The organism is Acinetobacter sp. YH12046 (assembly GCF_013419905.1).
GTDB lineage: Bacteria > Pseudomonadota > Gammaproteobacteria > Pseudomonadales > Moraxellaceae > Acinetobacter.
In genome coordinates, this window is sequence record NZ_VOZF01000008.1 from 51,764 (window position 1) to 73,304 (window position 21,541).

Sequence of the window (21,541 nt, forward strand, 5' to 3'; positions counted from 1 at the left end):
CTAGCGATTTACATAAGAAACTTAAAGCGTGGATGAATTAATCCACGCTTTTTGCATGATTCAGGATCACCTCTGCCAGCACATTGACAGCATTTTCTATCTCAGAGGTCCAGTCAAATGAACAGTTCAGGCGAATATAATTCTGGCTGGTATGTTCCGGTTTAAACAGCAAAGCGGGTGCAATAGCAATATTGTGCTGAATCAGCTGTTCATATAAAACCTGTCCATCCAGCTGTTCGGGCAATTTGATCCAGAGAAAATAGCCACTGGAATAATAATAAATTTCACAGACTGAATCTAAACGCGCTTTGAGTTCCTGATAAAACTTTTGCTTATACTTTTCCAGCTGCTGTCTTAAATGGCGCAAATGCTTTTCATAATGATGATGGGACAGAAAATCGACCAGTGCATTTTGTAATAGCGGACTAACAGTCAAAGTACTCATGAGCTGTAAATGCTGGATTGCATCAGAAAATGGGCCAGCGAAAACCCAGCCGACCCGCGCACCCATGCCCAAGGTTTTGGAAAATGAAGAGCAGTGCAATACCCGTTGATGCTGATCAAAATATTTCACGGAAACCGGTTTATGAGCGCCGTAATTGAGTTCCTGATAGACATCATCTTCAATCAGATATACCTGATATTCATTCAACAGTTCCGCAATTCTTTGCTTGATCTCTGAATTTACCGTAAAGCCAATCGGATTATGTGCATTCAGCATCAGCCAGCAAACTTTGATCGGGTACTGTTTAAGTGCTTGTTCAAATGATTCCAGGTCAAAACCAAACTGCGGATGTTCAGGGATTGTAATCACCTGCAAGCCTAAACGTTCAGCCGCCTGCCAGGCACCATAAAAAATGGTTTGCTGGAGCAGGATAAAATCACCCGGTTGAGTCAAAGCCTGTAAAGACAGATTGAGGGCTTCCAAGGCACCAGAAGTAATGACAATGTCATCCGAAGTACAGTTTATACCTTGTAACTGATAGCGATTGGCAATCAGTTGGCGTAATTCCTGATTACCCGGTGGCATATGATTTTGATGGCTATAACTGCTTTTTCTTTTGCTATGCTGCGCCAAAATCTGCATAAACCGGCTGTTATATAACAGTTCAGCATTTGGAAAAGCTGAACCAAAAGGTGCAATATTTGGAGTTTGCAGTGACTTTAAATAATTAAATACCACAGAGTTAATTTTAACTTTGGAGTTTAAGCCAATCTGTACCGCGGGTTCTTTGCTGTTATAGGTTTGAGGTCGCTCCGCAATATAGTAGCCAGATTTATCTTTGGCATAGACCAATCCTTGCGATTCAAGCACCTGATAGGCATTAAGCACCGTCATCAGGCTATAGCCGGACAGTTCAGTTTGTTCCCGTAATGAAGGTAATTTGTCATGCGCCTTCCATGCGCCATTTTCAATCATCTGGCGAATATTTTGGGCTAGCTTTTCAGATTTGAACATAAGAAAATAAAATCTAAACTGTACTAATATAATCAGAATTATATTATGAATAAGTTATTAAAATATAACAAATCAAAAAAATAAGTGGCTAACTGTTATATTTTTTTAAATGAATATTGTATCTATACAGTTGATTTAGGTCTGCTGATAATAAAACTCATAACGCCAGACCAACCTATGGGTGATCATATGAATTCAGAAGACAACAAAGCACCAAAATATGCGGATAGCAGTATTTCTGATGCAGCATTCAAGAAGATGATTCTCTGGTTTGCACTTTATACTGGTTTATTCTGCCTCGGCGTTATCTTTGTAGTAAATGCAGACAAAATTATGATGAGCGGCTTTTAAAATTCTCTTCTCCCTGAACACTATCATCGCCCCAATCTAAATTGGGGCTTTTTTATGCCACACATTACCAGTTTTATTTTCTACTTTTTCTGCATCCACTCTATGACTTTGTCACAATTTGACACTCACAAAGTCAGATTTCCTTGCTAGATTCAGACTGTTTGATGATAAAAATGAATACAGGCTTTTCGCCAGCGCATCATACAGAAATAACAACGATATAGCAGATGGACAAACAACAAGGATAAAGGAGTGAAGCATGCTCGGAAATATGATGTTCCAGCCCTTACTGATCAGCAGCATGATTGAACATGCCGGTCGTTATCATGCCGATACCGAGATCATTTCTAAAAATACCGATACCAGCATTAAAAAGACCAATTGGGGAGAAATCCGGGAAAACTCGAAACGTTTTGCCAATGTATTACAGCAATTCGGTCTGACACTCGGCGACCGGGTTGCAACCATTGCCTGGAATAATCATCGACATCTAGAATCTTGGTATGCCATTTCGGGAAGTGGACTGATTTGCCATACCATTAACCCGCGGTTATTTCCGGAACAGCTGGTATTTATTATCAATGATGCTGCCGATCGAATACTGCTGTTTGATAAAACCTTTGCACCTTTAATTAAAGCCGTCAAACCGTTATTAAAAACTGTAGAACAGTATATTTGTCTGGATGCTGAAGATTCGTCGATTTGTGAAGCCATTCCGGAAGTTCAGTTTTATGATGATTTGCTTGCCCAGCAATCTGCAGAATTTGACTGGCCTGAACTGGATGAAAATACAGCGAGTTCACTGTGTTATACCTCCGGTACGACTGGAAATCCGAAAGGGGTTTTATATAGCCATCGCTCAACAGTGTTGCATAGTTATGCCATCATCATGCCGGATTCCCTGAATGTAGCAGCGCGTGACATCATGCTGCCGGTGGTGCCAATGTTCCATGTCAATGCCTGGGGAACCCCATATGCCGCTGCCATGGTCGGTTGTACTTTGGTGTTGCCGGGGCCGGGCCTGGATGGAGCCAGTCTGGTCAATCTGATTGATACGTATAAAGTATCTGTGGCTTTAGGTGTTCCAACGATCTGGCAAGGCCTGATTGCGGCTGCCCAGCAAAGTGGTTCAAAATTGGAAAGCCTGAAACGGAATGTGGTCGGTGGTTCTGCCTGTCCACCGGCTATGCTGAAAACCTTTAAAGAGCAGTTTAACTGCGAAACCATTCATGCTTGGGGGATGACTGAAACCAGTCCACTTGGTAGTGCCAATCAGCTAAAAACCAAACATCTTGATCTAGCGGATGAAGAAAAAATGCAGATTCGCTTGTCTCAAGGTCGTCCACCGTTTGGCGTTGATTTACGTTTAACCGATGAAGAAAAAGGAACCCAGGAAATTGCCCGCGATGGTGAAACCATAGGCAATCTGCAGATTAAAGGGCACTGGATCATTGATCATTACTTTGGCAAGGAAGAATCTGCGCTCACAGCAGATGGCTGGTTTGATACCGGAGATATTGCTACCTTAAATGAAGATGGCTTTATGAAGCTGTGTGACCGTTCCAAAGATCTGATCAAGTCAGGCGGTGAATGGATCTCTTCAGTCGATCTTGAAAATATGGCGATGGGACATCCTGAAATTGCCATGGCTGCCGTGATTGCGGCACAGCATCCTAAATGGGATGAGCGTCCCGTTCTGATTGCGATTAAAAAGCCAGAGAGTCATGTGAGTGAAGCTGAAATGCTGGATTACTATGCGGACAAAGTCGCTAAATGGCAGATCCCGGATCGCGTGATCTTTGTAGATTCTATTCCGTTAAGTGGAACCGGCAAGATGCTGAAAAAAGACCTGCGTGAACTTTATGGTTCTATCTTGCTGGAACAGGTCGTAGGTTAAGCTATTTTTTTAAAAGGTAAATTTTTGCCTTTTTAACTCACCCAATATTTAAAACAGAAACTGATCTCTTATATAGAGGTCAGTTTTTTATATGTTTTTGCTAAAAATATACAGACCAAAAAAGCAATTTATTCAGTTCATACAGTTTTACAGCACTTTCTGGTTAGGATTGTCTTACAAAAAGTCTAACTATGGTTTCTAAGCACATAATTTGACCTACATTGACATGGTGCGAGCTTCAGAATTCTTTATTCTGGACTACATAATAAATAGACAGTTGTACATTAATACTGTCTGCGGAATAGAGGGGATAAAAATGACAAGTATGACAACCTACAAGCCGCATTGGATTCGTGAAGATTTCATTGATTTTGTTGGTGAAAAAATCCATCCAACCTGGGCACTCAAAAAAGTCAAAGCATCGGTCGTGAATATTCAGGCGGTTAGCCCAGACTTTTTCAAAATCCAGTTACGTCCAAATTATAACTTTAACCACGGGTCATTTCAGGCCGGTCAAAATATCGCGGTGACTCTGCGTCTGGATGGAGTACGTCATCAACGTCATTATTCTATCGTGACCATTTTAAAAAATGGCGATGTGATTATTGCAGTCAAGCAGCAAGGTAAAGTGTCACGTGCCTTAACTTTATTGCAACTGGGTGCAGTGGTCGAGCTGTCTCAGCCACAGGGCGAATTTACCTTATTAAACTCTCCTAAACCGATTCTGTTTCTAGCATCAGGCAGTGGCATTACCGCCATTTATTCCTTATTGCAAAAAGCAGTCGTGCAGTTTCAGCACCCAATTGATCTGATTTATTTTACCCGTGATGATGCATTTCATGCCGAGATCAAAACCTTAGCGTTAATGCATCCTCATCTGAAATATCATCATTTTAATACAGTCGAGCATAAGCAGCATCTGAGCCAGCAATTGCTAAACAAGCTGGTACCAGACTTTGAACAGCGTGAAATCTATGCCTGTGGTTCAGCGGGAATGATGAAAACTGCACTCAAGATTGCCGATAAACTGGCGGTGAAATCTAGCTTCCATTCTGAATATTTCCAGATTGCGATGGATGAAAAAGTGAAAGCACAGCCTGTACAGTTTTTAAGATCGCAGCAGGAATTCCAGGCAGAATCTAATCTGCTGGAAAGTGCAGAGCAGGCGGGTCTTCGTCCAGCGCATGGTTGCCGTATGGGCATTTGTAATACTTGCTCATGTACCAAAGTCAGCGGTTCAGTTAAAAACATGCTGACGGGTGAGATCGACCACGGCAGCAATACTCCAATCAAACTTTGTATTTCACAGGCCGTCAGTCCTGTGGTGATTAATTTATAAGCTATTTCAACCATTACTAAACGAATAAGAAGGTGCTCCCATGAATATGCAAATTGATTTTAAAAAACACAGTAAATCTCAATTTCTAAGCCCGGAACAGGTTGAAGAGTTCGGTGCCAAGGTTGATGCTATCCGCCGTGAAGTAATGGAAGATTTGGGCGAGAAAGACGCAGAATATATTTATAAAATCCGTAATTTTGTACGTTATAGCGAGATTGCTTCCCGTGGCATGCTGATGTTTGCAGGCTGGTTGCCGCCGGTCTGGTTAGCGGGAACAGGCTTATTGGGTATCTCGAAAATCGTGGAAAATATGGAACTTGGCCATAACGTGATGCACGGCCAGTTCGACTGGATGAATGATCCGAGTCTGAATGGTTCGACTTATGATTGGGATACTATTTCCACTGGGGATGACTGGAAATACACGCATAATTATATTCACCACACGTATACCAATATTGTCGGTATGGATCACGATGTCGGTTATGGTCTGATCCGTGTCAGTGAATCTCAGCCGTGGGAACTACGTTTTATCTGGAATATTCCTTTAACCATTCAGTTGATGGTGTTCTTTGAATGGTATGTGGGTGTACAGCGTTTGCATCTGGAAGATGTCATTGCCTATAAAACTAAAACCTGGAAACAGGTCTGGGAAGAAGCAGCGCCTTTACGCAAAAAAATGCGCCGTCAGGTCCTAAAAGATTATGTATTTTTCCCACTGATTGCCGGTCCAAATGCGATTCCAGTATTTACCGGGAATGCGGTTGCCAATGTGATTCGTAGCCTATGGGCGTCCGCGGTGATCTTCAATGGACATTTCACTGAAGATGCAGAAACTTTTGAAATGGACAATACCGACAATGAAACCCGTGCGGAATGGTATCTGCGTCAGATCCGTGGTTCGAGCAACTTCAGTGGCGCGAACTGGTTGCATATTCTGAGTGGTAATTTAAGCCATCAGATTGAGCATCATCTGTTCCCAGATATGCCAGCAAACCGTTATGCCGAAGTAGCACCAAAAATCAAAGCCTTATGTGCTGAGTACGGGATTCACTATAACGAAGCCAGCTTTATGAAACAGTTCTCGACTGTATGGGTCAGACTGGCGAAATGCTCACTGCCAAATGAATGGAATCAGCAAATTGCAGAAAAAACTCACGCAGTTAAATCGGTGTTTCGTTACTTTAAATCCAAACTTGTAAATTAATTTTTTAAGGTTTCTCTATTATCCAGTTTGGTACTCCTCAATAGATTTGGATGGTCTATTGAGGATTTTTTTATCTGTTAAAAAGTGGTCAGTTCACACGAATTTATGAATGAAATATGAAGATGATTTTCAAAAAATGACGAAGGCGGGACAGATTTACTACCGCTGAAACGCTTCGCCTACAAGCTAAGCGTTTACCTCAAGGAGGTTCTTTTTATAATGGCCGCGTTCTATCATTCAAGGTCTCAGTTTTGAAATATCTTAAATATTTTTCAGGCATCTCACTTTTATTGCTGTTAACCGCGTGTAATACCCCGGAAACTCCAGCACCAGATTATCAGGGGAACTGGAAAAATACACTGGAAAATCCAAAATTGGAAAATATCCTGGTGATTTCCAAAAATGGTGAAAACTATTTCATTACCAATACTATTAAAGACAAAGAAAGCGGCAAAACTGACAAGAAAAATCCGATGCCAGCTTCAGTCGCTGATAATGGTCTGCTTCAGATTAATTCAGGTACAGGTGTCGTTGATTTCGCAATTGACGAAAAAACTGGCAATCTGGTCGGTTCAGGCTCCGTCTATAAAAAAGCCAAATAATGCTCTAATCTAATCAATTCAGAGATAACACGAAAAATGCCATGATCAGGGAGGATTCATGGCATTTTTTTAGTTCACCAATTTTATGAGACCAGCAAAATCTTCTACAAAATAATCTGCCTTGGCTTTGATCAGATCTATTTCATGCGCAGAATACTGGTCGTAAATTGCAACGACATCAATTCCCGCATTGTTGGCAGCTTCCACCCCAATTAAAGAGTCTTCAACAATCAGGCAATCTTTAGCCTCAATTTCAAAATGCTGGAGCGCATTTAAATACACTTCTGGATGCGGTTTGATATTCTCAACATTTTCACGAGTCAAAATAATTGCAAAATCATCATCAAAACTGATTTTCTGATTAATCTTCTGGTTATTGTCCTGATAACGCTGCACATTGAATAAACTAGTGGTAGTCGTGAGTGCCAATTGTATCCCTTGCTGTTTTAAGGCTTGAATCAGCAGCTCAGCTTGCGGTTTGAGTTCTATCACATGATCCAGAAAATGCCGTGAAATATGATAACGGCGATTTTTAACCTCTTCTTTACTTGGCTTGAAACCATATAGCTCTTTTAAATAGCCACAATATTCCAGATAAGGATCGGGCATATGTCTAAAGGCTTTCAGTTGCAGGTCACGCTGTTGCTGAATCTGATCCAGACCGATTTCGATCCCCGACAATTCCTGAATCAGGGCAGCATCGACCTGGTTCCAGATTCCCACTGAATCAATCAAGGTTCCATCCAGGTCAAAACATACCAGCTTTTTATCTTTAAACATGTCACACCCATTTTTCTTTCGCCGCCATTATCCCGTTTTTAGAAAGAGATAAAAAGTCCAGTTTGGGTGCACATCCAGTCTGTATTTATCAGTGAATTACTAAAATGAACTTATTTTGAGCATTTTAAGTATTACTAATAATAAAAATCGTAATACTAAATTGGCACGTCATTTGCATTTATCTACGCATCATAAAGTGATCTAGGGTTCCGGCAGTCATTTTCAAACAGTACTGCGCCTGAGACCGAGAGTTCACGGCTTGTTTTGTATAAAAACACAGCTACACGGAGGGATAAAAGCCCGGGAGGTTGGAACAAAAACCTTAGAGAGGTCATGCACATGGGCGACTATCACAATAATCAAACACTCTGGACTGAAATCCTGCCGGGAGGGCATCACTGGTCCGGACGCATTCAGAAAGGTGCGGTTCTGCAATTCAAGGCACTCGGTGCCAATGCCAATGTATCCCTGTTCTGTGTCAATGCCGAAGACAAACTGGAACGTTACAACATGCCTGACAGCCTGAAAGGCCAGCATACCGCGTATTTGACTGCGGGTAATGTGCTGTATTCCGATCTAGGCCGTGTCATGGCTTCGATTGTTAAAGATGAAGCTGGCTGGAACGATACTTTCTGCGGGCCATCTCGTCCTGAACAGATTGAAAAACAGTTTGGCATCCGTACCTTCCAGGATGCCCGAAATGACATGTATCAAAGCGGTTTAGACGGATTACTCATTGAACTCTCCAAATTCTCTTTGGGACAGACTGACCTGAGTGCAACCGTGAATTTATTCTCCAAAGTCACTCCAGATGACGCCGGCGCATTGTCTTATGTATCTTCAGACAATACCGATCAAATCATTGAAATGCGCTTTGAAATGGACTGTCTGGTGTTCCTGTCGTCTGCACCACATGGTCTGGATAACAGTGCGGAATATCAACCAGCTGACATCCAGTTATCTTTGTTTAAAGCCAATAGCTTAGGCGAAACCGATATCTGCCGTGACTCCTGTCCACAGAATCAGCGTGCATTCCAGAACAATGCCCGTTACTACGCACTTTCAAACATTTAAGGCAGGAGAATGATCATGACAGTTCTACAACAATTTGAAAAAACCGTTCTTAGCGAAATCTGTCCTGCCGGTGAAGCATGGATGTGCGAAGTCAAAAAAGGCCAGTATTTCCGTATCATCGATCTGGAAGGCAATCAGGCAGTTGATACCTTGTTTATCTCTGCGGAAAATCCGGAAGAGCGTTATAGCGCAACCGATACACTGGCAATAAACCAGCAGATTTATCTGGAAAAAGGCACCACTTTATACAGTAACTTTGGCCGTGCGATTGCCGTGATCCATGATGACAACTGCGGCCGTCACGACACTTTAGGCGGTGCATGTTCCTGTGAAAGTAATACCGTCCGTTATGCCCATGACACATACCCAATGCACAGCTGCCGTAACAACTTTATGTATGCGCTGGCGAAGCATCCGGTGGCGAAAAAGCATGGCTTAAACGTGCGCCACATTGGTCCCAACATCAACTTCTTTATGAATGTGCCTGTGACTTCAGACGGACATCTAAAATTTGATGATGGAATTTCAGCACCTGGCAAGTATGTGGAAATCAAGGCAGAAATGGACCTGATCGTACTGATCTCGAACTGTCCGCAACTGAACAACCCATGTAATGCCTACAACCCGACACAAATCCAGCTGGTTGTGCGTGAAGGCGAGGAGGCTTAAGTTATGTTTAATAAAGTTTTGATTGCCAACCGTGGTGCAATTGCATGTCGTGTGATTCGTACATTAAAAAAACTCGGTATTCAATCGGTTGCAGTGTACTCAGAAGCCGATCGTGATTCACTGCATGTGACTTTAGCGGATGAAGCGGTGTATATCGGTGAAGCACCAGCCAGCCAAAGCTATTTAAATGTTGATAAAATTTTAGAAGTTGCCAAACAAACTGGCGCACAAGCGATTCATCCGGGTTATGGCTTCCTGTCTGAAAATGCAGAATTCTGCGATCTGTGTGAAGCACAAGGCATTGCTTTCATTGGGCCAAACTCGGCACAAATGCGTGCTTTTGGTTTAAAGCATACAGCGCGTGAGCTGGCAATTCAGGCTAACGTACCATTACTGCCAGGTAGCCAGTTACTGGCAGATGAAGCAGAAGCCCTGGCCGAAGCTGAACGTATCGGCTATCCAGTCATGTTGAAAAGTACTGCGGGTGGTGGCGGGATCGGCATGCGTCTGGTCTGGAACGAAGCTGAGCTGAAAGATGCCTATGCAACAGTTTCATATTTAGCACAAGCCAACTTCAAAGATGCCGGTCTGTACCTGGAAAAATTTGTACAAAATGCCCGTCACATTGAAGTGCAGATTTTTGGTGATGGCCAAGGCAAGGTCATTGCTCTCGGTGAACGGGATTGTTCGGTACAACGTCGTAACCAGAAAGTGATTGAGGAAACCCCAGCACCACACATTTCAGATGAACAACGTGCTTATATCCAGAATGTCGCGATTCAGCTGATGGAGTCAGTGAATTACCGTTCTGCCGGTACGGTTGAATTCGTGATGGATACCGACACCCAGGAATTCTACTTTCTTGAAGTGAATACCCGTCTTCAAGTCGAACACGGTGTGACGGAGCAAGTCTTTGGTGTGGACCTGGTAGAATGGATGGTGACACTTGCCAGCGGTGACTGGGCTGCACCAACCGGGCAACTGGAATCCAAAGGTCATTCGATTCAGGTGCGCCTGTATGCCGAAGACCCGATCAAGAACTTCCAGCCAAGTGCCGGTCTGCTGACCTATGTCGAGTTTGATGAAAACGCACGTAATGAAACCTGGGTAGAAACGGGTTCGAATGTATCGTCTTTCTATGACCCGATGATTGCCAAAGTCATTGTCACAGCAGATGACCGGGAAGCCGCGATTCAGGCGATGACGGATACACTGGCGAAAACTCAAGTGGCGGGCATCGAAACCAACCTGGAATATCTGCAAAACATCATCGACTGTGAGGTGTTTAAGGCGGGAACACAAACCACACGTTTCCTGAATACCTTTGAATGGAAAACCCAGAAGATTGAAGTGCTGCAAGCAGGCATCCAAACTGCTGTGCAGGATGTCACTGGTCGTCTCGGTTACTGGGATGTGGGGGTGCCACCATCTGGTGCGATTGATCCATTATCGCTCAATGTCGCCAACCAGCTTTTAGGCAATGCGCCAAATACCGCCGGTCTGGAATGTACCCTGCAAGGTCCAACACTGAAATTCCACTGCGACAGCCAGATCGTACTGGCGGGTGGGGATATGCCATCAACACTGGATGGTGTGGCTGTGCCAATGTGGCAAACCGTGAATGTGCGTAAAGGTCAGGTGCTGAAATGTGGCAAGATCGCTACCGGTTGCCGGACGTATATCGGCATCAAAGGTGGTCTGAATGTACCTGAATACTTGGGTTCACAAGCGACCTTTACCCTCGGTCAGTTTGGCGGTCATGCCGGTCGTAACTTACTAATCGGCGATATGCTTCCAATCACCGCATTTACAAGCAATGAAGTCAAAGCGCTGGCACCTGAGCAAATTCCAGCATTCAGCCATGAATGGGAAATTGCGGTGATGTATGGCCCGCATGGTGCGCCAGATTTCTTCACCAAAAAGGACATTGATACCTTCTTTGCCAATAATTTTGAGATTCACTTTAACTCTAGCCGTACCGGTATCCGCCTGATTGGTCCAAAGCCGGAATGGGCACGTGAAGATGGTGGTGAAGCCGGTCTGCATCCATCCAATATTCATGACAACGCGTATGCGATTGGTGCGATCGACTTTACAGGCGATATGCCAATTATTCTCGGTCCAGATGGCCCAAGTTTGGGGGGGTTTGTTTGTCCAGCGGTGGTGATCAATTCTGAGCTGTGGAAACTGGGTCAGCTCAAAGCCGGTGACAAAGTGAAATTTGTTCCAGTCAGCTATCACCAAGCCAAACTGTTGAATGAGAAATATCACGCACAACTAGAAGCGCTGGATACTCAGGAAGTTTCATTTAATGAATCCTTCTATCCTGAACTGGCTACGCTGAAAAATGCCGTACTGGATACCTTAAAAGGTGAAAATGGTGCGCCGGATGTGGTGTATCGTCCAGCGGGTAACAACTACATGCTGGTGGAATATGGCGAGCTGGTACTGGATCTGAACCTGCGTTTCCGTATCCATGCCTTGATGCAATGGGTTCAAAAACAGAATATTCCGGGCATTATCGACCTGACGCCAGGCATCCGTTCGCTGCAAATCCATTTCGATTCAATCAAGCTGGATCAGCTCGACCTGTTGCGTCTGTTGCAAGTCGCTGAAACTGAACTGCCTGATGTGACTGAAATGGAAGTGCCATCACGTACCGTGTATTTGCCATTGGCATGGGAAGATTCTCAAACCCAACTGGCGACCGAACGTTATATGCAAACCGTACGTCCAGATGCACCATGGTGTCCAGACAATATCGAGTTTATCCGCCGTATTAATGGCCTGAAAGATAAACAAGCTGTGAAAGATGTGGTCTATGATGCAAGTTATTTGGTGATGGGCTTAGGCGATGTGTATTTGGGTGCACCTGTCGCAACCCCGCTTGATCCACGTCAGCGTCTGGTGACCACTAAATATAACCCGGCGCGTACCTGGACCCCTGAAAATGCCGTGGGGATCGGTGGTGCTTATATGTGCGTGTATGGTATGGAAGGCCCTGGTGGTTATCAGTTCGTCGGTCGTACTACGCAAATGTGGTCGCGTTACCGTAAAAATGCGGACTTCGAGCAAGGCAAACCATGGTTACTGCGCTTCTTTGATCAGATCAAGTTCTATGAAGTGTCTGAAGAAGAACTCATGCAAATGCGTGAGGACTTTAAGGCAGGCCGTCTGAAACTGCGTATTGAAGAAGGTGTGTTGAACCTGAAAGAGTACAACCAGTTCCTGACTGACAATGCCGACACCATTAGCGAGTTTAAGGCAACGCAACAAGCGAACTTTGAAGCGGAACGCCGTCGCTGGCATGAAGCTGGACTGGCAGAATACGTGTCTGAAAGTCTGGATGCAGTCGATGATGGTGAAACTGTGACTATTCCGGAAGGTGGTTGTGCGGTGGAATCACATATGCCGGGTTCAATCTGGAAAATTGAATGTCAGTCTGGTGATATCGTGGAAGAAGGTGCCACCTTGGCCGTAATTGAAGCAATGAAGATTGAGATTCCGATTATTGCCCCTGAACGTATGCGTGTAGATACGATTACGATTGAGAAAGGGCAAACGGTGAAAACAGGGCAGGTGTTGTTTACGTTAGCACCAGTGGCTTAAAGAATTTCCCTAATCCTCCTTTGAAAAAGGAGGGAACTTTTAAAGACCGTCCATAAGGGCGGTTTTTTATTTGCAGTATAGAGTGGACATTAGTAATATATAGCTTATAGTCTATATTTGGGTTGTGGTATGTGGACGGTACTGACCACAGATGTATTTAATGAATGGCTTGAACAACAGGACGAATCGACACAAGAAAAAGTCTTAGCAGCTTTGGTGGTATTACAGAGTCAAGGGCCAAGTCTTGGGCGACCTTTGGTAGACACAATATATAACTCTAAATATACCAATATGAAAGAGCTACGTGTTCAACATAGAGGAAAACCAATCCGGGCATTTTTTGCTTTTGATCCGTTAAGACAGGCAATCGTACTCTGCATTGGTGATAAAAGTGGCAATAAGCGTTTCTATACAGAGATGCTGGCAATTGCAGATGAACAGTATTCACTGCATTTGAAATCTTTAGGAGTAAACTGATATGGCTAAAACTTTGCAAGAATTATTGGCGAAACGTTCTCCTGAGAGTCAGGCTCGTATTCAGGAAATGGCAGAAGAGCTGCTGCTTGAGCAACATCTTCATATGATTCGCGAAGAGTTGGAAATTTCTCAAAAAGAACTGGCTGAAACTTTAGGGATTAAACAACCTTCACTATCTGCAATTGAGAATCGTGGCAACGATCTCAAGATTTCGACAATGAAAAAATATGTTGAAGCAATGGGTGGAAAGCTGCGTATTGATGTAGAGCTGCCTACAGGGAAACATATTGGGTTTAATGTTTAATCAGCTCATACTGTGAAAACAGGACAGGTGTTATTTATTTTGGCACCAGTGGCTTAAAAATCCTCCCTAACCCTCCTTTTCCAAAGGAGGGAATTTCCCCCTCTTTATTAAAGAGGGGTTAGGGGAGATTAAAATTTATTTATTACATCTTTCAATATGCTTAAAAATTTTTTCACATAATTCTTTAGCTTTAGGTGTAAGCTTCCAATCAGGATTTTCATCAAAATCTTTGATAATTTCACGGCAAAATTTTAGTTTATCTTTAATAGTCCCGACACCAGGACCATCAGCAAAAGCAGTTTTGGTTGTATTTGATGTTGGTTTCTTAATTTTTTCATCTATTAAGCGACCAATACCGTATTGAGCATTATCAAAATAATCATCTTGATTAATATTATCAATTAAGGAAATATCATAGCTCTGTCGTACATTTTTTAGGCGTGGAAATTTTGCTTTCGCAACTCGAATAATTGCATTTTTAGGTAGAGTATTCTCTGTTTCTTTACATTCCAAAATAATTAAATTATCTCTATTCAATTCTTTTCTTAAAAATTTTATTTTTTCAGAATTTTTTTGTATGTCTCCATCAGCAATCAATAGCATGTCACTTGCGACGGAAGTTGCACTTTGACCTCGATCTTGCTGAAGGAATTCAATTCTTTCTTCTCTTGTTTTAGGGTAATCATCATCAAATGACCAGTGAGATAAATTACTTCCGGAATATTCCACGAATGTATAATGATAATTAGGCATAAAACGACGATACTTTTTATAAAGATCAGGATTTGATTCTTTTAACTCCGACAAATACTGTTCCATATATTTAGTGATATAGAGTCTATCGGTAATTCCTTCTACCCAAATCGTGCAATTAGCTAGATATACAGATGAAGGGCGAACACCTAGAGAAGCAAGTAAATCGCGATCACGGTCGCATCGATAAATTTTAAACTCGAATTCTTTAGGATTATCTTGTCTAGCTTGTTTTACAAATTTTTGAATCATAACTTGGTCAGATTCATCTGCCATATCAAGTAAATGATTTGAATGTGTAGTAAAGAAATAATAGTGTGAAGTTTCATTTAAGTAGAAATTCATCAGTTGTCGAACCATACCTGCATGCATATGCAATTCTGGTTCTTCTATAAAGAATGCATGGATTTCTGTATTACCATTTTTGTCTTTGCTTTTGATATAGGCTTCATAAGTCAGAATAATTGCTTGTTGAAGACCATCACCTAGTTTATAAATTGGGAATTGATCATCCTCACCAATTTTAATATGTACAACATCATTCTCATGACCATTATCATCTTTACCAATATATGGAATTAGAGTGACGGTTTCATTATCAAAAAAATACTGACTTAATTTTTCTTCATATTGTTTTATCAGTTCACGTTGTTGTGGTTTACCTAATAAATGGACTTTTAGTTCATAGTAAAGGCGTTCACCTGTAATGATGTTGTCTTGATTAAATTTATTATGATCTTGGAAATAATCTTTCTGAGCTCGCTCAATATATGGATATTTATTCTCTTTGTCAGTGACAGGACGCATTCCTCGAAGTATAGGGATGTAAAATTTTTTGTTTATGAAAATAGGATTTAAGTTTAATTCTATTTCTTTATTAAACATTGATGTAGCAATAGATTTATTGTTGTTTGAGTAAAGACTTGATAGCTGTCCAATTCTTGATAAGTAATCAAGTGCTTGTGGAAAGTTAGAATTTGCAGAACCTATTTTTGATGGCTTAATGTCCTCTGTTGTTTTCAAAAAATGGTTATAGTAGGTATTATTATCACTATATTTTTTACTTATTTGTAATTGCTTTTTGAAAGCCAATAGCCTTCTAAATTGAAGAGAATTATATAGTTGCTGACCTTGAGTGGTTTGAAACAGATTACGAATGAAACGACTTTTACCAGAATTATTTTTTCCAATAAAAAAGTTAAGACGTTTGATTTCTATAACTTCATTATAGCCCGTTTCACTGTCGTTATCTGATGTATAGTTTTCTAAATTTTCAGCCCAATAATATAGTTTTTCTGTCATAAAAAAAGCCCCCGAATTATGGGGGGTAATTTATCAGTAATGGTACACTTTTAAAACATTTTCAAAGTCTTATAGACTTACTTTTACAGCTTCACCAACTCCACCCGACGATTCTTCGCTTTACCATCTTCATTCGAATTATCTGCAACAGGCTGAGTATTCCCGAAACCTTTGGCAGTTAAACGACTGCCTTCAATACCTGCTTTGGTCAGGGCAGTAACCACACTTTGCGCACGCTGATCAGACAGCTCTAAGTTATAAGCTGCATCACCGGTATTGTCGGTATGACCATAAATGCCCAGTTTTAAATCCGGGTTGTCATTTAATAAGGCAACCATCTGCTCAATTTGCGCTTGTGAGTCCGGCAAAATCTCGGCTTTATCGGTTGCAAAGTTAATCTGTACGCTGACTTTATCGTCCTGATCAAGACTTTGTTTTAGTGCACTTGAAGTCAGGGCTTTGGCAGTCACATTTAAAGATTTAGATTCAGCCACCATCAGCGAAATATAATTACCAGATTGGGTTAGCTGGAACCATGCAGTCTTATCTTCCTGACGAACCACATAAGTCTTGGTCGGGTAGTTAAAAATATCCCCCAGACCCGCATAATATTGCACCTGAAAATCCTTCGGAATTTTTTCGATGATGTCTTTTGGAATCTGGCTATTGGCAATTTCCACACCGCCCAAATCCTTGATCACACTCTCCAGATTACGCTGAATTTCTAAAAAATTGCCTTCTTTATATTCCGGTTTCGAGGTAATGCCTGAACTGAATAATTGTCCTTCGATCCATTCCAGTTGCTGTCCTGTCCAGAATGGAACACGCTCAAAATTGCGCTGCTCGGTATTTTGATAGATATAACCATCTGGCAGGGCAATATAAGGAAAGTCACCGAGTGTCGCTGTGCTGAGTGGTATTTTACTGATGTCAAAAGCTTGTGTCTGTGCCGTTTCGGCAGCTTGCGTGGTATCTTCCTGCTGGATTTCGGTTTTGGAGGTTTCTGCTTGCTCGGTTTTGCTACATGCCGCAAAAATAAAAGGCGTACAAAGAATGGCAGTACGAAGGAGAGTGGAAGTCTTCATTAAATTTCCTTATTGTTCGGGCATTTTTATGGAATTTATTGTATAGAAATTCACCTGTAGTGCAAATTTTAATCGAAACCTAAATCTGAGCGGCTTTAGTATTCATAATTAAAGCTAGAGAAGAGTAATTGGTGAAGATTCCATTATCAAAAACTGTACCATAAAACCCCATTTTGATATCGTTTTGGTGCAAGTTTGATCACTCTTGGCGCATAAATATTTTAGACACATTTTGTAGCATTTATTAAGTTTCAACTAACTGTTTTAAATCAATTTTTTAATAATAAAAAACTCTTTATATTTGGCATATTTTCTGCTTTTATTTATATACCGAATTAAAAGAGGAGAGCATATTACTTGAAGAACCAGACGCAATTCTCGATCAATCCATCATGTCTAAAAATAATTACAGTACATGATTAATTTAACGGCCTCTTGGTGAATTAATTCACTCATTTTGATTCCAAAAAAGCCCCATAACCGTTGATGGGGCTTTTTTTAAGCTGAATTTCAGTCTTTTCTGCTCGTAATTAGTAAATTTCCTCATCTAAAACTGGCACGCTTTCTGCATTTCCTTAAGTAATACGAAATTCACATTCAGTAATACCAAGGAGATGCGCATGAATAATCAAAGCAAAAAAGCCAAGCTGCATCCATTTGCCCAATTTTTAATTGAACTGCTCAGCGTTCGCGCCGGGCTTTATGTCAAACAGGATTCACTCAAGGAAAACAGACGTGTCTAAACCGAAATTGGCACGAATCAGTATCACCGTGCCGGAAACCACATTACAGGCCATGGATCAGAAAATTGTCGAGCAGCATTATGAAAGCCGCTCGCAGGCCATTGTCGACATGATTAACCGCCACCTGATTGATGAACTGGTTTCTCGTGATGAAGTCATGGTCGGTACGCTGACGCTGGTCTATGACGTCAGCCTGAAACCGTTACGTTCCCAATTGGTCGATTTGCAACAGCAATATCTGGAACAGGTGATCAGCTCGCTGCATATCCAGCTGGATGATCAGAAAGTCCTGCAAGTGATGCTGATGCAGGGTGTAAGCAGTGATTTAAAAGAAATTAGCGAACAATTTATTGCATTAAAAGGGGTGCTCAAAGGACACCTGGAACTGATGGATGCCGTGATGCCTCCCATTCCCCAAAATACCAATAAAGGAGTATTGTCATGAATACTTTATGGACAATTCAAGACTGGCAGAACGCCTACCAACAGCAGCAGATTCAGTTACAGGACCTGATCGATTATGTTGCATCATTTCAAAATGATGATCATGCCTGGATTTCAATTGCATCTGCAGAACAATTACAAGCACAAATTGATGCCTTAACAGGAAAATCACTAGCCGAATTGCCACTCTACGGCATTCCATTCGCAGTCAAAGACAATATTGATGTTGCCGGTTTTTATACCACCGCAGCCTGCAAAGAAGCTTCTTATCTGGCGACCAGCGATGCCACAGTCGTAGCTAAATTAAAAGCAGCAGGGGCTATTGTGGTGGGTAAAACCAACCTGGACCAGTTTGCAACTGGCTTAGTTGGTGTACGTTCACCCTACGGCGCAGTGAAAAACAGCTTTAATCCGGAATATATCAGCGGCGGTTCAAGCTCTGGTTCATCGGTCGCGGTGGCGAATGGTCAGGTGCCTTTTAGTTTAGGTACCGATACGGCGGGTTCAGGTCGTGTACCGGCAGGACATAACAATATTGTCGGCTTGAAACCCACCAAAGGCTGGTTCTCCACTACAGGTCTGGTACCCGCGTGCCGCACTATTGATGTAATTTCAATTTTTGCCCTGACTGTAGATGATGCATGGCAAGTCGCACAAATTATGCAAGGCTATGACGCAAGCGATGAATATTCCCGCCAGCATCCAGCCAATGTGCCAACCCAATTTTCCAAAGGCAAAATCGCGATTCCAGCACAACTGGAATTCTATGGCGATGCCGAAACTGATAAAGCCTTTGAATTGGCAATTGCTCGTGTAAAACAGCTTGGTTATGCAGTTGAAGCGATTGATTTCAGCATTTTCAACCAGTTGGCATCCGCACTTTATAACAAGGCTTGGGTGGCTGAACGGACCAATGCTGTTGAAAAACTGGTTTCTCGTGATGTAACGCATCCGGTGATTAACCAGATCATCAGTCAGGCAGATAACTTTAATGCCGTGGATATGATGCAGGCGGAATATGAAAGAGCGCAATTGGCTCGTCAGATCAATCTGGCGCTGGCGGATTTTGATGCCTTGATGGTGCCAACGGCGCCAACCATCTACAAGATTGCCGATGTAGAAGCTGATCCGTTGGTGAAAAACAGCCATATGGGCGCTTATACCAACTTCGTGAATTTTGCGGATTTATCGGCTTTGGCACTGCCTAATACAATTCGCGCTGATGGTTTGCCAAGTGGGGTGACCTTCATTGCACCCGCCTGGATGGATCAGGCCTTGGCAAACTTTGGCCAGACTTGGCAGCAGGCAACGGCTTTAACACTAGGAACATCTGAAAAAACTTATGAACCAATAGGCCAGATTCAGTCACAGCATGCAGTAAAACTGGCTGTTGTCGGTGCACATCTGACTGATATGCCGTTGAACTTCCAGCTCACCACACGTGGTGGCACGCTAGTGCAAAAAACCAAAACCGCAGCCAACTACAAACTGTTCGCACTGAAAAATACCACACCACCGAAACCGGGCTTGCAGTACTACAGCAAAGGTCAGGAGATCGAAGTGGAAGTTTGGGATATTTCATTCGCCAACTTTGGTCAGATCGTGGCAGAAGTTCCGGCACCGCTGGGCATTGGCAATGTACAGCTGGCAGATGGCAGCTGGGTTAAAGGTTTTATCTGCGAAGGCTATGCGCTGGAAGATGCAACTGAGATCAGTCATTTCGGCGGCTGGCGTGAATTTATCAAATCAAAACAACTTTCAAATACGCGTTTTAAATGTAATTGCATAGGGGAAATCGCACAATGATCAAAAAAGCTACTCTGGCAGCATCGGTTTGCGGTGCCATTTTATTCAGTGGTTGTGACAATACGGCGAAAGTTCCAGAATCCTCTGGTCAGGCCAAAGGCAATGTAAATACTCAGCCGATTCGTATCGGCTATAGCGACTGGCCAGGTTGGGTGGCTTGGCAAGTGGCGATTGAAAAAGGCTGGTTAAAAGAAGCAGGTGTGAATGCAGATTTTAAATGGTTTGACTATTCTGCTTCATTGTCTGCCTTTGCAGCAAATCAGCTGGATGCAGTCATGGTAACCAATGGTGATAATCTGGTGACTGGCTCTGGTGGTACCAAAGGCGTGATGATACTGGCAACGGATTATTCAGCCGGAAATGACGTGATCATTGCCAAGAATGGAATCAACTCGATTCAGGATTTACGCGGTAAAACTGTTGCCACTGAAAAAGGTCTGGTCGATCACTTGCTGCTATCGACTGCTCTGGATGATGCAAAGGTTAAACTGAATGAAGTGAAACTGGTCAATACCATGACCAATGAACTGCCACAGGTCTTTGCAACAGCGGATATTGATGCGATTGCGGTATGGCAGCCAGTCGCGAATCAGGCCTTATCTGCGGTTGCTGGTTCAAAAATTATTTTCAGCTCTAAAGATAAAGCTGGTCTGATTTACGACACCTTGACCGTGAATCCTGCGCATCTGGAAGCCAATAAAGAGCAATGGAAAAAGGTCATTCAAGTTTGGGATAAAACTGTTAAATATATCAATGACCCGGCAACACGTGCAGATGCTGTAGAAATCATGTCGAAACGTGTCGGTGTTGATGCTAAAGCCTATATGCAGTTTGTAGATGGTACCCATTTGCTGGATCTGGAAGCGAACAAAAAAGTCTTTACCAAAGGTGAGGGTTTCGATTCGATCTATGGTTCAAGCTATCACGTCAACAAGTTTAACGTCACTAATGGCATTTATAGCACTGAAATGAATGTGGATAGTGTGATTGTTCCAACGCTGGTACAAGAGCTGAAATAAGTCGAAATCCAAACAATAAAAAATCCCCAGTTTCGGGGATTTTTTATTGTTAGATGTGTAAATATCTTTTATAAATCGAAAAATGATCATTAATATTCAAATTTAATGGATATTGAAAGTTTCTTCTCCCTCTGGGATGAGAAGCATAGCTTTGCAAGAGGATGAGGGTATTTATTAGAGAGAACCTCTCCCTGAGGAGCATGCTCCGCAAGTCTCCTACAAGGAGAGGGAATTTACTTCTTAGTAATTAAAAAATGACTGATGAAAAACACTAATATTAAGAAATTAAAGTTCAATACTTTTGGAAAAGACATTAATAAAAATAATTCCCACAATCATGAATGACAGACCAATCAGTGCCGGAATATCCAGATGCTGCTTGAACACCAGCAGTCCCACTGTAGAAATCAGGATAATACCTGCACCGGACCAGATGGCATAAGCAATGCCCATTGGGATGGTTTTCATGGCCATGGAAAGAAAGAAAATGGCAATCGCATAGCCAACAAATGTGGTGATTGAAGGCCAGAGTACGCTAAAGCCATTGGAGGCCTTTAGTGCAGAAGTCGCGATGACTTCTGCAATAATAGCAACGGATAGATATAAAAAAGCCATATTCCT

General features: G+C 42.3%; 19 protein-coding genes and 1 riboswitch. Of the genes, 14 read left to right on the forward strand and 5 right to left on the reverse strand.

All coding sequences use genetic code 11. The annotated features are described in order from the left end of the window. Positions 1-37 precede the first annotated feature (37 nt). Positions 38-1,459 carry a PLP-dependent aminotransferase family protein gene (locus FTU03_RS07015; protein WP_179992588.1) on the reverse strand — a complete coding sequence of 474 codons (1,422 nt, stop codon included), beginning with the start codon at positions 1,457-1,459 and terminating at the stop codon, positions 38-40. A 189-nt stretch (positions 1,460-1,648) separates the two neighbouring features. Between FTU03_RS07015 and FTU03_RS07020 the strand changes: the two genes are divergently transcribed. The 5 genes from FTU03_RS07020 to FTU03_RS07040 all read left to right on the forward strand — a co-directional run bounded on the left by FTU03_RS07020 (position 1,649) and on the right by FTU03_RS07040 (position 6,855). Continuing rightward, positions 1,649-1,810 carry a hypothetical protein gene (locus tag FTU03_RS07020; protein ID WP_166138668.1) on the forward strand — a complete coding sequence of 54 codons (162 nt, stop codon included), beginning with the start codon at positions 1,649-1,651 and terminating at the stop codon, positions 1,808-1,810. Positions 1,811-2,069: 259 nt separating this feature from the next. After that, entirely contained in the window at positions 2,070-3,707 is a 1,638-nt protein-coding gene (locus tag FTU03_RS07025; RefSeq protein WP_179992587.1) for a long-chain-fatty-acid--CoA ligase, read from the forward strand. A gap of 316 nt (positions 3,708-4,023) precedes the next feature. Beyond that, positions 4,024-5,046 carry a flavin reductase family protein gene (locus FTU03_RS07030; RefSeq protein WP_179992586.1) on the forward strand — a complete coding sequence of 341 codons (1,023 nt, stop codon included), beginning with the start codon at positions 4,024-4,026 and terminating at the stop codon, positions 5,044-5,046. A gap of 40 nt (positions 5,047-5,086) precedes the next feature. Continuing rightward, a complete protein-coding gene (locus tag FTU03_RS07035) occupies positions 5,087-6,253 on the forward strand; it encodes an acyl-CoA desaturase (protein WP_179992585.1) in 1,167 nt (388 codons plus the stop codon). A gap of 251 nt (positions 6,254-6,504) precedes the next feature. Continuing rightward, positions 6,505-6,855, forward strand: a complete 351-nt coding sequence (locus FTU03_RS07040; RefSeq protein ID WP_159122938.1) for a hypothetical protein — start codon at positions 6,505-6,507, stop codon at positions 6,853-6,855. A gap of 69 nt (positions 6,856-6,924) precedes the next feature. On the opposite strand, the gene FTU03_RS07045 is transcribed toward FTU03_RS07040, so the two are convergent. After that, positions 6,925-7,635: an HAD family phosphatase gene (locus tag FTU03_RS07045; RefSeq protein ID WP_179992584.1), complete on the reverse strand. Its 711-nt coding sequence runs from the start codon at positions 7,633-7,635 to the stop codon at positions 6,925-6,927. Between the two features lie 190 nt (positions 7,636-7,825). Continuing rightward, positions 7,826-7,944, forward strand: a riboswitch (guanidine-I (ykkC/yxkD leader). Between the two features lie 24 nt (positions 7,945-7,968). Here FTU03_RS07045 and FTU03_RS07050 point away from each other — a divergent pair. The 5 genes from FTU03_RS07050 to FTU03_RS07070 all read left to right on the forward strand — a co-directional run bounded on the left by FTU03_RS07050 (position 7,969) and on the right by FTU03_RS07070 (position 13,768). Continuing rightward, positions 7,969-8,709, forward strand: a complete 741-nt coding sequence (locus FTU03_RS07050) for an urea amidolyase associated protein UAAP1 (RefSeq protein ID WP_179992583.1) — start codon at positions 7,969-7,971, stop codon at positions 8,707-8,709. 15 nt (positions 8,710-8,724) lie between these two features. Beyond that, on the forward strand, positions 8,725-9,378 hold the full coding sequence (locus tag FTU03_RS07055; protein ID WP_179992582.1) for an urea amidolyase associated protein UAAP2: 654 nt from the start codon (positions 8,725-8,727) through the stop codon (positions 9,376-9,378). A gap of 3 nt (positions 9,379-9,381) precedes the next feature. Continuing rightward, positions 9,382-12,987 (forward strand): urea carboxylase, encoded by a 3,606-nt coding sequence (gene uca / locus FTU03_RS07060; protein WP_179992581.1) that lies wholly within the window; start codon positions 9,382-9,384, stop codon positions 12,985-12,987. 129 nt (positions 12,988-13,116) lie between these two features. After that, a complete protein-coding gene (locus FTU03_RS07065; RefSeq protein WP_179992580.1) occupies positions 13,117-13,464 on the forward strand; it encodes a type II toxin-antitoxin system RelE/ParE family toxin in 348 nt (115 codons plus the stop codon). A 1-nt stretch (position 13,465) separates the two neighbouring features. Further along, the gene (locus FTU03_RS07070; protein WP_179992579.1) at positions 13,466-13,768 is read left to right on the forward strand and encodes a helix-turn-helix domain-containing protein; all 303 of its coding nucleotides are present in this window, start codon (positions 13,466-13,468) and stop codon (positions 13,766-13,768) included. Positions 13,769-13,903: 135 nt separating this feature from the next. On the opposite strand, the gene FTU03_RS07075 is transcribed toward FTU03_RS07070, so the two are convergent. Both FTU03_RS07075 and FTU03_RS07080 read right to left on the reverse strand, forming a co-directional pair. Next, entirely contained in the window at positions 13,904-15,823 is a 1,920-nt protein-coding gene (locus FTU03_RS07075) for an AAA family ATPase (RefSeq protein WP_179992578.1), read from the reverse strand. A gap of 83 nt (positions 15,824-15,906) precedes the next feature. Further along, the gene (locus FTU03_RS07080; RefSeq protein WP_179992577.1) at positions 15,907-16,908 is read right to left on the reverse strand and encodes an OmpA family protein; all 1,002 of its coding nucleotides are present in this window, start codon (positions 16,906-16,908) and stop codon (positions 15,907-15,909) included. A 620-nt stretch (positions 16,909-17,528) separates the two neighbouring features. Between FTU03_RS07080 and FTU03_RS16190 the strand changes: the two genes are divergently transcribed. Genes FTU03_RS16190 through FTU03_RS07095 form a run of 4 tightly spaced genes read left to right on the forward strand, consistent with a single transcriptional unit; the run spans position 17,529 to position 20,920 of the window. Continuing rightward, the gene (locus tag FTU03_RS16190; RefSeq protein WP_257218449.1) at positions 17,529-17,651 is read left to right on the forward strand and encodes a hypothetical protein; all 123 of its coding nucleotides are present in this window, start codon (positions 17,529-17,531) and stop codon (positions 17,649-17,651) included. After that, positions 17,644-18,096 (forward strand): CopG family ribbon-helix-helix protein, encoded by a 453-nt coding sequence (locus FTU03_RS07085; RefSeq protein WP_099339103.1) that lies wholly within the window; start codon positions 17,644-17,646, stop codon positions 18,094-18,096. The genes FTU03_RS16190 and FTU03_RS07085 overlap by 8 nt, the downstream gene beginning before the upstream one ends. Beyond that, entirely contained in the window at positions 18,093-19,901 is a 1,809-nt protein-coding gene (gene atzF, locus FTU03_RS07090; RefSeq protein WP_179992576.1) for an allophanate hydrolase, read from the forward strand. The genes FTU03_RS07085 and atzF overlap by 4 nt, the downstream gene beginning before the upstream one ends. Then, positions 19,898-20,920 carry an ABC transporter substrate-binding protein gene (locus tag FTU03_RS07095; protein WP_179992575.1) on the forward strand — a complete coding sequence of 341 codons (1,023 nt, stop codon included), beginning with the start codon at positions 19,898-19,900 and terminating at the stop codon, positions 20,918-20,920. The genes atzF and FTU03_RS07095 overlap by 4 nt, the downstream gene beginning before the upstream one ends. A 285-nt stretch (positions 20,921-21,205) precedes the next feature. On the opposite strand, the gene FTU03_RS07100 is transcribed toward FTU03_RS07095, so the two are convergent. Next, positions 21,206-21,535, reverse strand: a complete 330-nt coding sequence (locus FTU03_RS07100) for a multidrug efflux SMR transporter (protein WP_179992574.1) — start codon at positions 21,533-21,535, stop codon at positions 21,206-21,208. Positions 21,536-21,541 lie beyond the last annotated feature (6 nt).

Coding starts and splice junctions, on each gene's coding strand:
- FTU03_RS07015 (WP_179992588.1), bottom strand. CDS start 1,459: ATGTTCAAATCTGAAAAGCTAGCCCAAAATATTCGCCAGATGATTGAA.
- FTU03_RS07020 (WP_166138668.1), top strand. CDS start 1,649: ATGAATTCAGAAGACAACAAAGCACCAAAATATGCGGATAGCAGTATT.
- FTU03_RS07025 (WP_179992587.1), top strand. CDS start 2,070: ATGCTCGGAAATATGATGTTCCAGCCCTTACTGATCAGCAGCATGATT.
- FTU03_RS07030 (WP_179992586.1), top strand. CDS start 4,024: ATGACAAGTATGACAACCTACAAGCCGCATTGGATTCGTGAAGATTTC.
- FTU03_RS07035 (WP_179992585.1), top strand. CDS start 5,087: ATGAATATGCAAATTGATTTTAAAAAACACAGTAAATCTCAATTTCTA.
- FTU03_RS07045 (WP_179992584.1), bottom strand. CDS start 7,635: ATGTTTAAAGATAAAAAGCTGGTATGTTTTGACCTGGATGGAACCTTG.
- FTU03_RS07050 (WP_179992583.1), top strand. CDS start 7,969: ATGCACATGGGCGACTATCACAATAATCAAACACTCTGGACTGAAATC.
- FTU03_RS07055 (WP_179992582.1), top strand. CDS start 8,725: ATGACAGTTCTACAACAATTTGAAAAAACCGTTCTTAGCGAAATCTGT.
- uca (WP_179992581.1), top strand. CDS start 9,382: ATGTTTAATAAAGTTTTGATTGCCAACCGTGGTGCAATTGCATGTCGT.
- FTU03_RS07065 (WP_179992580.1), top strand. CDS start 13,117: ATGTGGACGGTACTGACCACAGATGTATTTAATGAATGGCTTGAACAA.
- FTU03_RS07070 (WP_179992579.1), top strand. CDS start 13,466: ATGGCTAAAACTTTGCAAGAATTATTGGCGAAACGTTCTCCTGAGAGT.
- FTU03_RS07075 (WP_179992578.1), bottom strand. CDS start 15,823: ATGACAGAAAAACTATATTATTGGGCTGAAAATTTAGAAAACTATACA.
- FTU03_RS07080 (WP_179992577.1), bottom strand. CDS start 16,908: ATGAAGACTTCCACTCTCCTTCGTACTGCCATTCTTTGTACGCCTTTT.
- FTU03_RS16190 (WP_257218449.1), top strand. CDS start 17,529: ATGAATAATCAAAGCAAAAAAGCCAAGCTGCATCCATTTGCCCAATTT.
- atzF (WP_179992576.1), top strand. CDS start 18,093: ATGAATACTTTATGGACAATTCAAGACTGGCAGAACGCCTACCAACAG.
- FTU03_RS07095 (WP_179992575.1), top strand. CDS start 19,898: ATGATCAAAAAAGCTACTCTGGCAGCATCGGTTTGCGGTGCCATTTTA.
- FTU03_RS07100 (WP_179992574.1), bottom strand. CDS start 21,535: ATGGCTTTTTTATATCTATCCGTTGCTATTATTGCAGAAGTCATCGCG.